Source organism: Jannaschia sp. W003, assembly GCF_025144335.1.
In the GTDB taxonomy this organism is placed as follows: Bacteria; Pseudomonadota; Alphaproteobacteria; order Rhodobacterales; family Rhodobacteraceae; genus Jannaschia.
In genome coordinates this window covers 2323337-2335346 of record NZ_CP083539.1, presented here as the reverse complement: position 1 = coordinate 2335346, position 12010 = coordinate 2323337, and the positions used below count along the sequence as shown (strand labels likewise).

The 12010-nt window shown below is 70.6% G+C and carries 7 protein-coding genes; all 7 read right to left on the bottom strand.

The features are described 5' to 3' along the window. Positions 1–96 precede the first annotated feature (96 nt). Positions 97–2475 (bottom strand): FAD-dependent oxidoreductase, encoded by a 2379-nt coding sequence (locus K3554_RS11385; protein ID WP_259940327.1) that lies wholly within the window; start codon positions 2473–2475, stop codon positions 97–99. After that, entirely contained in the window at positions 2469–3026 is a 558-nt protein-coding gene (locus tag K3554_RS11380) for a helix-turn-helix domain-containing protein (RefSeq protein ID WP_259940326.1), read from the bottom strand. The genes K3554_RS11385 and K3554_RS11380 overlap by 7 nt, the downstream gene beginning before the upstream one ends. Before the next feature lie 215 nt (positions 3027–3241). Further along, a complete protein-coding gene (locus K3554_RS11375; protein ID WP_259940324.1) occupies positions 3242–5938 on the bottom strand; it encodes an AMP-binding protein in 2697 nt (898 codons plus the stop codon). Positions 5939–6186: 248 nt separating this feature from the next. Continuing rightward, positions 6187–7071: a DmsC/YnfH family molybdoenzyme membrane anchor subunit gene (locus tag K3554_RS11370; protein ID WP_259940322.1), complete on the bottom strand. Its 885-nt coding sequence runs from the start codon at positions 7069–7071 to the stop codon at positions 6187–6189. Position 7072: 1 nt separating this feature from the next. Next, entirely contained in the window at positions 7073–7873 is an 801-nt protein-coding gene (locus K3554_RS11365) for a 4Fe-4S dicluster domain-containing protein (protein WP_259940320.1), read from the bottom strand. Between the two features lie 85 nt (positions 7874–7958). Beyond that, positions 7959–10787 carry a molybdopterin oxidoreductase family protein gene (locus K3554_RS11360; protein ID WP_259940318.1) on the bottom strand — a complete coding sequence of 943 codons (2829 nt, stop codon included), beginning with the start codon at positions 10785–10787 and terminating at the stop codon, positions 7959–7961. 79 nt (positions 10788–10866) lie between these two features. Continuing rightward, on the bottom strand, positions 10867–12000 hold the full coding sequence (locus K3554_RS11355; protein WP_259940316.1) for a citrate/2-methylcitrate synthase: 1134 nt from the start codon (positions 11998–12000) through the stop codon (positions 10867–10869). Positions 12001–12010 lie beyond the last annotated feature (10 nt).

Below are 12010 nucleotides of genomic sequence, written 5' to 3'. Positions count from 1 at the left end.
GGAGGGCCTCCAGAGCACTGGATTCAGGGGGGCGCCCCCCGTGCACCCCCCGTACACCCCCCGTGCATACGCAGGGGCACATCACGGCGGGGCGGGTCACGCGCGGATCCGGGCGAAGTCGGCGTCCCATGCGGGGCCGGCGAGGACGTTGGCGGGGACGGATTCGCCGAACACGTCGATGATGAGCGCCGTGCCCTCGTCCAGCCCGGCGGGGATCATGGCGAGGGCGAGGGCCATGCCGCTGCGGTGGCCCCAGCCGGCGGAGGTGACCTCGCCGACGATCGCGCCGCCCGCGCTGACGTTCGCCATGTAGAGGGGATCGAGGTCGCCCTCGTAGCGGAGCAAGGCGAGGCGGCGCTCCGGCTCGGGGCCGGGGTCGCGCATGAAGCGCGCGAGCCCGAGTTCGCGCAGGGTGTAGTCGGTGGACAGGTCCTGCTTCCACGCGAGCCAGCCCTTCTCGAGCCGCATGGAGTCGAGGGCGATCATGCCGAAGGGGCGGGCGCCCGCCGCGGACACGGCGTCCCAGAGGGCGGGGACGTGCTCGTTCGCGGCGTGGATCTCCCAGCCGAGGTCGCCGGCGAAGCTGACGCGGACGAGGTGGCAGGGCCGGCCCGCGACCGTCGCCGTGCCGTGGGTGAGCCAGGGCTTCGCGAGGTCGTAGTCGGTGGCGATGCGCTGAAGCAGGACGCGGGCCTCGGGGCCGGTGACGAGGAGGGTGTCGAAGGCATCCGTGTGGTCGGTGAGGGTGACGCCCTCGGGCATGTCCCGCGTCAGCCAGTCGCGGTCGTGGAGCTGGGCCACGGCGGCGGTGATGAGGGTAAAGTGGTCCGTGCCGTGGCGAATGACGCTCATCTCGGTCACGCAGCGGCCCCGGTGGTCGGCGAAGTAGGCGAGACCCACGCGGCCGGGCTTCGGCAGGCGGCCGGACATCTTCGATTCCAGCCACGCGGCGGCGCCCTCGCCATCGAGGTTGAAGCGCGAGAAGCCGCAGATGTCGATCACGCCCACGGAGTCCCGCACGGCGGCGCATTCCTCGGCCACGGCGTCCCACCACGGGCCCTTCCGATCAAAGGTTTCAGAGGCGGCTTCCGACGTGTCGTCGCCGGGGCGGGCGTACCAGAGGGCGCGCTCCCAGTCGCCGAAGCTGCCCATCTGGCCGCCGGCGGCGCGGATGCGGTCGTCCACGGGCGAGAGGCGCAGGTCGCGGCCCGCGGGCCAGGCGTGGCGGGGGTGGTGGATGGCGTATTCGTGGCGGTAGACCTGCAGGCCGCGCGCATTTACGGCGTCCTGGCCGAGGTGGCCTCCGTAGCGGCGGGGGTCGACGGCCCACATGTCCCACTCGGTGGCGCCCTCGGTGATCCACTCGGCCAGCACCTTTCCGGCGCCGCCCGCTTGGGCGATGCCGAAGGTGAAGACGCAGGCCTCGAAGGCGTTCGGCACGCCGGGCATGGGGCCGACCAGCGGCAGGCCGTCGGGGGCGTAGGGGATGGGGCCGTTGATGACCTTGCTGATGCCCGCCGAGGCCAGCAGGGGGACGCGGGCGCAGGCGTCCTCGATGTACGGCTCCAGCCGGTCGAGGTCGTCGGGGTAGAGCTGGAAGCTGAAGTCGTCGGGCATCGAGCCGTCCATCCACGCGCCCTGGCCGCCGCGCTCGTAGGGGCCGAGGTTCAGGCCGGCCTTCTCCTGGCGCAGGTAGTAGGAGACGTCGGGGTCGCGCAGGAGGGGGACCTTGCGGCCGTTCTCGTGCGTCCACCCCTCCAGCTCGGGAATCTCTTCGGTCAGCAGGTACTGGTGCTGGAGCACGCACATCGGGACACGGCGGGCGCCGAAGGGCTCGAACCACGCGCCGACGCGCTGGGCGTAGTAGCCGGCGGCATTGACGACGATCTCGCAGCGGACGTCGCCCTGCGTCGTCTCGACCACCCACTCGTCGCCTTCCCGGCGGATACCCGTCGCGGCCGAGTGGCGGCGGATGCGGGCGCCGAGGGCGCGGGCGCCGGTGGCGAAGGCCTGCGTCAGGCTGGCAGGATCGGCGTCGCCGTCGTGGGCGTCCCAGAAGCCGCCCCGGAGGTCGTGGGTCTCGATGAAGGGGTAAGCGTCTTCGATGTCGGCCACGCTCATCATCTCCACGGGCATGTCCTCGCGGCGGCCCCAACTGCGGACGTGCTCGAACTCGCGCATCCGGTCCTCGGTGTGGGCGAGGCGGACGGACCCGGTGACGTTGTAGGTGAAGGGGGTGCCGGTCTCCCGCTCCAGCCGGCGGTAGAGGTCGGCGGAGTAGCGCTGCATCTTCATCACGCCGAGGGAGCCCGCGAAGGTCGGGCAGTTGCCGGCGGCGTGCCATGTGCTGCCGGCGGTCAGCTCGTTGCGCTCGAGCAGGAGGGCGTCGGTCTGGCCCATCTTCGCGAGGTGCCACAGGGCCGAGCAGCCGACGGCGCCGCCCCCGATGATGACGATGCGGGCCTGATCTAGCATTGGCTGTCCTGCGAGTAGAGGGCGGGTGTGATGGTCCAGATGGCGACCGCCGGCTCCCGGTAGGGGTTGGCCCAGGTGAAGGGCTCGCCGCGGATGCGGGCGGTGTCGCCGGGGGCGAGCGAGAAGGGGGCGCCGCCGATGGTGAGGTCGAGGCGGCCCGAGACGAGGTGGGCGATCTCGGTGGTGGCGCGGGTGACGGGGTCGTCGCGCCAAGCACCGGGGGCGAAGGTGGAGTGGATCACCTCGAAGCCGTCGGTGAGGTCGGGGGAGAGGAGGTATTCGGTGAGGCCGAGGACGCGCTCGCCGAGGGGGCGGCGGTGGGCTGTTCGCACGATGCGGCCCCGTTCGGCCTCGGGGCCGCGGGGGGCGAGGAGGGACAGGGGGGCGTCCATGGCGCGGGCCAAGCTGGCGAGGTCGTCCGGGTCGGGGGTGGAGCGGCCGCGTTCGACCTGACTGAGCCAGCCGATGGAGCGGCCCACGCGGCCGGCGGCCTCGGCGAGGGTGAGGCCGCGGGTGCGGCGCAGGGCGCGGAGGTCGTCGCCGGTGGGCATGGGGTGTCCCGTGAAATCTGGGGGGAGATTTTCACGGTGGTGGGATTCGGTCAAGGCTCGGCTGGGTTGGAGCCTCGAAGCGGTTCACGGGATGACCCCGTTCGAACCGTGTGTTTGCCCCCGGACCTACGTCCGCTGGCAACGCCTCGCCGCGGTACCGCAACGACGATCGTAGGGGTTGCTGGTTGGATTCGATCCCGTCGGGCCCGGCCAACTTAGCCGAAGTACATTCGCCACAAGCGGCGCCCCGCATAGCCCATCGCCGTAAGGAAGAGCGACATGGCCAGGGCAAGTGCGGGAAGGTTCGGCAACCCGGCGTGCAGCAGGAGGTTGCGTCCGGGAATGACCAGTTGGTGCAGCACGTATATCGGCAGGGCCAAGCTGCCGGCGACGACGAGGAACTTAAGGGGCAGACGGACCGCGTGCGAGAGCCGTTCCCAGTACGGCAGGATCCGCATCCCGCCGCCGATGAGCGTCGCCGCGGCCGCGACGTAGAACATCAGGCCGGGTACTGAGGTGAAGGCCATACTATCTCGATCGCCAAGGTTGTCGAAGCCTCCCACCTGGCCCATCGCTAGGAAGCAGAGCGCCGCGGCGGACCCCCCTCCCAGCAGGAGGGTGCCGGACAATGCGCGGGTATCGTCCTGACGTGCGATCCAGTAGCCGATCGCGGCTCCCGCCGCCGCTACCATGGTCATCTTGAAGACGTTGTAACCACCTTGCCCTGCCATGAGGCGCGCGATCTCGAGAATGTCGAACTGATCACCGGGCAGGATGACCGCGGAGCCTTGCCACGCGATCCAGAACGCTGGAACCAGCGGCACGAGGACGATGCGCGGGTCGCGCAGCGCTGCCAGCGCCGGCAGCCAGTACCGAGCCGTGCCGAGGATGAAGGCATAGTAGGCCAGCACTCCGTAGAACGCGTTCGCGAACCTGCGCGTGCCGATCTGTTCGCCGGCCATGTATCCGTTCAGGAGATCGATGAAGGCGAGCAGTACGAGGCCGGTCGCAACGAGGCGGAACGAGGTCGCCATGCGCCGGAAGATTCCTTCGCGCCGCGCCGCGAAGTCCGGAAGCATGTAGAAGCCGACGCCGATGCCGAACACCGCGGCGAAGCCGGGTGTGCCTGCGCGATAGATCGTGGAGAACCAGCGTTCGACGAAATCTCCGACGCCGAGTGCGCCGAACAGGCCCGGACCCCAGTGCGAAACGAGCACGGAGAGGGCCATCACCCCGCGTGCGATCGAGACCGACCAGTTGCGCACGGTCCGATCCGGCAGGGTATCCGACGCGTGGGCTGGTGCGGCGGTTGCGGGATCGGCCCCCAAGGGTTCTTCGGAGAAGGGGACCACCCCTTCCAAGCCTGCGATCTCCCCGATCGTGCGGCCCTCGAGGGTCGCGCGCACCGATTTCCGCGACCACCTTTCGGCCTCCATCACCAGGCCGATCTGGACGGAGGACAGCGAGTCCCCCCCCGCATCGTAGTATGAGGATTCGGGCGAGAGCGGCACCGGTCCGAGCACACGCTGCCACACCGCCGCGACGCGCGCTTCGTCGTCGGTAAGGTCCGCGCCCGGAGTCACATCCGTGGCGACCGCGTCGCCTTGGATCTCTTCCCACAGGGCCGGCAGCGCCGCGCGCCGGATCTTGTCTGTTCCAGTGCGCGGCAGGGCGTCCACGGCCATGACGCGGAGGGCTCCGGGTGCTTCGATTCCTCTTCGCGCGAGCACCGTACGCGCTGCGGCCTCAATGACCGGGGCCAACTGTGCGGTGTCCTCCTCGTAGGCCAGCAGGACGACCTCGCCGCGCGCGGGATCGGAGAGGGCGGCGGCGGCGATGCGCCCCGCAGCCGCAGGTACGATTTCGGCGACCGCCCGTTCGATCATCTCGGCACCGACCTTGATGCCCGCCAGGTTGATCTGGTCGTCGAGGCGGCCGAGGTACCAGAGGTGGTCCTCGCGGATCTCGCCGCGATCGCGTGTGGCCAGCCAACCTTCTCCTTCGGTCAGCGGAACGACCGTGCCGCCCGGTCCGAGGCGTCCAAGGGCGATGTGGTCGCCGCGGATGTGCACGGCGCCGTCCTGCGCGATCTTCAGCGCGACCGATCCCGCCGCACGGCCCACCGAGTCCAGAAGCATCTCGGGCGCACGCGAGACGTCGAGGAAGGTCGAGCGCGAAGCCTCGGTCAGGCCGTAATGCTGGACGATCCGCGCGTTGGGGAAGAGTTCGCGCATCGCCGACTTGTCCGGGCCGGACATGTACTGGCTGCCGATCTCGATCCAGCGCATCTGCGAACCCGCGGCGCCGATCGCATCGCGGTTCGCGAGCACGAGCCGCCAAAGCGAGGGCACGGCCGAGGCGGCGTTGATCTCGCCGCGCGCGAGCATCCGGCCGATCTCCGCTGGGTCGAACCGTTCGGGCAGATAGATCTGGCCGCCCACCGCCGCCACGGCGCGCGCGCGCCCAAGGCCGAAGGAGTAGGTCACCGGAACGCCGACGTACTCGCGTACCTCCCCGGTCAGTTCCATGATGGCGTTGAGGCGTTCCACCACGTCGGCGAGATTGCGGTGGCTAAGCACGATGGCCTTCGGCGGGCCTTCGGTGCCCGAGGTGAAGACGATCTGCGCGGCGTCCGTCGCGTCGGACGGCTCGTGGGAGGGATGGCCCCATCCGAGGCGGGGCCGTTCGGGAAGCTCCAGCCGCTCGACCGAACCCACCATGCCGCGGAGCGACGTGTCGGGCCGCGAGATCGCGAAGACTTGCCGGCGCGCATAGGCTGCGAACGCCGCGTCGAGAAAGTCGTGCGAGCTCTGGGCGGCGATTTCGAGGACGCGGGTGCCACCCAGCTCGGTGACCGCGGAATCGGCGGGTGCGCGACGGGAGTCCTGACCGAAGCCATGGTCGTTGAGCATTCGGCAATCCTCCTGGACGCGTCGCGAGAGCGAAACCGGCATCGGCGGACTAGATCGCCTTTCTGTCCGCAACAAGGTACGGCTATGGTGATCTCTTTGCGCTGCGGGAGGAATTTGGCCGGCGGTGCCTAATGGCACACCGTCCGCGTGGCGCCGGGAAGGACGGCGCGGAGCGGGTGACATTGTCACGCGCAGCGCATTCCAAGGCCGTCCGTTCAAAGAGGTCTGCGCGAAAGCGGCGTCGCGCCTTACGCCGCCTGCCGGTCCAGATGCGCGCCGTAGTAGAGGCCCACCACGTGCTCGGCCTCGGCGAAGAACAGCCAGCGGGCGACGCCGACGCCGGCGATGTGGAGGAGGACGGCCACCGCCGCCGTCCAGTGGTGCAGGGTCAGCAGCATCATGGCCGCCGGGATCAGCGAGGCGAGGAGGATCGCAATGATCCGCAGCTTGGCGGCGTGGCGGCGGGCGACGGTGAAGACCATCTCGCGGGTCAGGTAGTTGTCGCCGGTGTGGGGCTTCTCGAACAGGGTGACGGTGCCGTCGAGGCGCGTCGCGGTGCGGATCGTGGTGCCGGCCTCGGCGAAGCGCCGGTCGCCCTTCCACCAATGCCAAACGTTTATCGCGCCGGCGAGGAGCAGGAGCACGCCCGCCAGCGTGGCCTGACCGGCGAGCAGCGCGCCGCCGGCGAGGCTGTAGGCGAGGAACATCGCCGGGGTCGCGGGCTGGTTCCAGCGCGGCACGGCGCGGAGCTGGGCGTAGATCATCGAGGTGGTGAACACGGTCAGCATCGAGAGCGCGGCGCCGAGCCAGCCCAAGGGGGCGACGTGCAGGTCGAGGAACACGAGGGCGGCGGCGTAGAGGCCCATGGTCAGCAGCGCGGCGATGGCGGCCCACATCTCGCGGCTGAGCCACGAGGTGCGCCACTCGCGGTAGGCCTTCCAGGCGTTGCGGGGGTTCTTGAGGTGGAAGGTGGCCGCCAGCAGGCCGCCCACGGCGAGGGCGTAGGCGACCAGGAAGAACACGAAGGCCACCCAGCCGCGCGGCGGGTCGGGCATGAGGCCGAGGAAGAACAGGAGGCCGAAGCCGGCGCCCGAGAGCGACGAGAAGAGGATGACGGAAGGCGCGGGGTGCATCTCAGATCCGCTCCAGCGCCCGGTCGAGCCAGCCGAGGAAGCCCGCCGGCTCGGCATCGCCGGTCTCGGCGTAGACGGGGGCCAGGAACGGGGCGAGGACGTCCTCGTCGCCCTCCATCACGGGGGCGCCGAGCGTGTCCTTGGGGCGCGGGGGGAGGTACTTGTTCACGGGGCGCGTGCCCTGCTCGGGCATGAGGTCGACGCCGCCGCGCGCCGCGACCAGCTTCGAGACGTCCGACTCCGCGTCGCCAAGGTCGCCGAAGTGGCGGGCGCCGGCGGGGCAGGTGCGGACGCAGGCGGGGACGCGGTCCACCTCCTCCAGCGTCTCATTGTAGATGCGGTCCACGCACAGGGTGCACTTCTTCATGACGCCGGCCAGCTCGTCGACCTCGCGCGCGCCGTAGGGGCAGGCCCAGGCGCACAGGCCGCAGCCCATGCAGGCGTCCTCGTTCACCAGCACGATGCCGTCCTCGGCGCGCTTGTAGGAGGCGCCCGTGGGGCAGACCGTGACGCAGGGCGCGTCCTCGCAGTGGAGGCAGGACTTCGGGAAGTGGACGGTCTGCGCGAGGCGCGGGGGGACGGCCTCGGCGAGGGTGGGGTCGGGCTGCACCTCGTAGGCGTGGATGCGGTTGAGGAAGGTGCCCTCGCTGTCGCCGTAGGCGTTCCGGTCGCTGAGGGGCGCGCCGTAGTTCTGCGTGTTCCAGCCTTTGCAGGCGATCACGCAGGCGTGGCAGCCGACGCAGGTGTCGAGGTCGATGACGAGGCCGAGCTTCTTCTGGGACGGCGGGGGCAGGGCGGTCATGGCTTGGTCCCGCATATGGGAAGCGCCGGGGGCTCCGCCCCCGGGCCCCCGAGGTATTTCGGGCAAAATGAGGGGCGCATCGGGGTCAGACCTTCCATGCGACGACCTCCGGACCTTTGCCCACCGGGCTGGCCTGCGGCGCGACGTGGGGCTGGCTGCGGGCGTCCGCGGGGGCGGGACAGTGGCGCACCTCGACCTTGAGGTCGAACCAGGCGGCCTGGCCGGTGATCGGATCGGAGTTCGACCAGCGCATCCCGTCGGCCCGGGGGGGCATCAGTTCGTGGATGAGGTGGTTCAGGAGGAACCCCTTGTTCACTTCCGGAGCGTCGTCGTGGAGCGCCCAGGCGCCCTTGCGCTTGCCGATGGCGTTCCAGGTCCAGACCGTGCGGGCGTTCAGGGCGGGCATGTGGGCCACGGGCACGACGATCTCGCCGTGGGGCGAGGCGACGCGGGCCCAGTCGCCTTCGCGGAACCCTTCGCGCTCCCAGATCGCGGTGGGGACGTAGAGCGGGTTGCGGCCGTGGATCTGGCGCAGCCAGGCGTTCTGGGTGCCCCAGGAGTGGTACATCGCCATGGGGCGCTGGGTCAGCGCCACGGTGTCGAAGCGCGCTTCGGTCCCGTGCGCCTCGGTCGGGTCCCACCAGATCGGCAGGGGGTCGAAGGTCTCGCGGATGCGCGCGCGCAGGTGGTCGGGCGGCTGGCGCTCCCCAAAGCCCTCGGCGGCGAGCTGGAAGCGGCGCAGGGGCTCGCACCATAGGGTGAAGAGGTAAGGGGTCGGCTTGTCGTAGAGGCCGATCCGCACGGCCCAGTCCTGATAGGCCTTGTTCCACGGCTTCATGAACTGCGCCTCGTCGGGGATGTCCGCGACCGCGAAGCCTCCGTTCTCGATGTAGCGGGCGAGCTGGTCCGGGTTCGGCGCCCCGCGCCCGGTCTGCGCGCCGTCCTCGCCGCGCCAGCCCATGAGGGGGCCGACGCCGGGGCGCCGCTCGTGGCGGACCATGTAGTCGGCGAAGTCCGCGAACTTCTGGCTGCCGTCGTCTTTGACGAAGCCAGGCAGGCCAAGGCGGGCGCCGATGTCGATCATCGCGGACTGGAAGCCCCGCACGTCGCGGTCCGGCTCGACCACGGGCCAGCGGATCGCGTCGGCGGCGGCCTCGGCCTCGCAGATGGGGCGGTCGAGGAGCGAGATGCAGTCGTGGCGCTCGAGATACGTGGTGTCGGGCAGCACGAGGTCGGCGTAGGCCACCATCTCCGACGAGTAGGCGTCGGAGTAGATGATGTTCGGGATCACGTAGGAGCCGTCGGGGTTCGTGTCGGCCAGCATCGCCATGGTGCCGGACGTGTTCATGGACGAGTTCCACGCCATGTTCGCCATGTAGAGGAACAGCGTGTCGATCCGGTAGGGATCGCCCGCGTGGGCATTCGAGATCACCATGTGCATCAGCCCGTGGGCCGACATGGGGTTCTCCCAGGAGAACGCCTTGTCGATGCGCGCGGGCGTGCCGTCCTCCATCAGGGCGAGGTCGTCGGGGCCATGCACGAAGCCGAGATGCGGGCCGTTCAGCGGCGCGCCGGGGTTGAAGCCCGCGTGGGGCTTCGGGTGCGCCGTGGCCGGCTTGGGATAGGGCGGCTTGAAGCGGAAGCCGCCGGGCGCCTCCACGCTGCCGATCAGCACCTGCAGCATGTGCAGCGCGCGGCAGGTCTGGAAGCCGTTGGCGTGGGCCGAGATGCCGCGCATGGCGTGGAAGCTGACGGGCCTGCCCTGCATCGTCTTGTGGACGCGGCCCCGGAAGTCGGTCCACTCGCGCTCCAGCTCGAAGGCCTCGTCGAAGGCCACGCGGGCGATCTCGGCGGCGAAGGCGCGGATGCGGGGGGCGGGGATGCCGACGCGCTCGGCCACCGCCTCGGGGGCATAGTCGGCGCGCAGATACTTGTGGGCCATGTGGTGGAACACGGTGCGGTGGGTGACGCCGCCGTCCTCCCACGCGCCGTTGAGGTCGGGGTCCACGCCGTCGCCGTCGAAGCAGCGGGGGCGCTGCTCCCGGCGGCACCAGACCAGCGCGTGGCCGTCGTCGTCCTTCAGCGGCAAGCCCTTCGTCGGCCCCTCGCGCGCGTCGATCAGCACGGGGGCGTCGGTGAAGTCGCGCAGGTAGGGCAGGTCCACGCGGCCCGCCTTCAGGAGGCAGTGGACCACCGAGAGGATGAACAGCCCGTCTGTGCCGGGGGTGACGCCGAACCAGTCGTCGGCCACCGCGTTGTAGCCCGAGCGCACCGGGTTCACGCCGACCACGCGGGCGCCGCGCGCCTTGATCCGCCCGATGCCCATCTTGAGGGGGTTCGAGTCGTGGTCCTCGGCCACGCCGAACAGCACGAACAGCTTGGTGCGGTCCCAGTCGGGCTGGCCGAACTCCCAGAAGGCGCCGCCGATGGTGTAGATGCCCGCCGCCGCCATGTTCACCGAGCAGAAGCCGCCGTGCGCCGCGTAGTTGGGCGTGCCGAAGGCCTGTGCCCACCACGAGGTGAAGCTCTGGGACTGGTCGCGCCCGGTGAAGAAGGCGAGCTTCGAGGGGTCGGTCTCACGGATCGGTTTCAGCAGGCCGACGGCGATCTCGTAGGCCTCGTCCCAGGTGATCTCCTCGAACTCGCCGGAGCCGCGGGGGCCGGTGCGCTTGAGGGGCGCGCGCAGGCGCGAGGGCGCGTTGTGCTGCATGATGCCCGCGGAGCCCTTCGCGCACAGCACGCCGCGGTTCACCGGGTGATCGCGGTTGCCGTCGATGTAGGCGACGCGCTCCACGCCCTCGGCGTCGCGCTTGACGTGCACGTCGATCCCGCAGCGGCAGGCGCACATGTAGCAGGTGGTCTTGCGCACCGCGTCGCCGGTCCGGGGGTGCAGGTCGATCTCGGGCTCGGTCATAGCGGTCCCCTTCCGGCGCCACGCATGTAAGCGCGCGGGTGCGCCGCCCGAAAGGGGGCGCGGCGGCGGGACGCGGCGCTCACCGGTCCTCCAGAGGCACCCACGGGCGCGCGTCCGGGCCGTCGTAGAGCGTCAGGGGCCGGATCAGGATGTTGCGGCGCCGCTGCTCGAGGCATTGCACGATCCAGCCGGGCATGCGGCCGATCGCGAAGATGGGCACGTAGAGGTCCATCGGGATGGAGTGGAGCTGGTAGATCACGCCAGAGTAGAAATCGACGTTCACGTTCAGCCCGTGGCGGCTGTAGGGCTTCATCGCCTCCACCACGGCCTGGAGGATCTCGTACCATTCCGGCGCGCCCATCTCCTCGCCCAGTTTCCGCACGCCCTCGCGCATGTGGCGGGCGCGGGGGTCCTCGGCGCGGTAGACGCGGTGGCCGAAGCCGGTGACGGGCTCGCGCGCGGCGCGCTTCGCCTTCACGTAGTCGGCTGCGTTCTCGGGCGCGCCGATCTCGCGCACCATCTTCATCACGTCCTCGGCGGCGCCGCCGTGGGCCGGGCCGGCGAGGGCCGCGAGCCCGGCGGTGATCGCGCCATGAAGGTCGGCGTCGGTCCCCACCACCACGCGGGCCGCGAATGCGGATGCGTTCGCCCCGTGCTCGGCGTGGAGGATGAGGTCCACGTCCGCGAGGCGCGCGGCGTCCTCGGACGGGCGCTCGCCCTTCAGCATCCACAGCCAGTTCGCGGCGTGGCCCAGCGCGGGGTCCGGCGCCACGGGGTCGCGACCGTTCCGGATCGCCTCGTGGGCGGCGATCAGCGTCGGCACCTGCGCCATGAGGCGCATGCCGTTGCGAAGGAAGCCTTCCTCGGATGCGTCGTCGGTGCCGTCCTCCAGCGCGGCAAGGGCCGAGACGGCGGTCCGCAGCACGTCCATCGGGTGCCCCGCCTTGCAGGTCGCGATCACGTCCAGCACGGCGTCCGGCACGGCGCGGCCCTGCCGCAACTCGGCGTCGAACGCCTCCAGCGCGTCGCGGTCCGGCAGGTCGCCGTGGATCAGCAGGTAGCAGACCTCCTCGAAGGTGGCGTGCTCGGCGAGGTCGTGGATGGTATGGCCGCGGTAGAGCAGCTCGCCCTTCGCGCCGTCGATGTGGCTGACGCCGGAGCGCTCGAAATAGATGCCCTTCAGCCCGCGGTTGATCTTGACGGTCTCGGTCATCTTGGGTCTC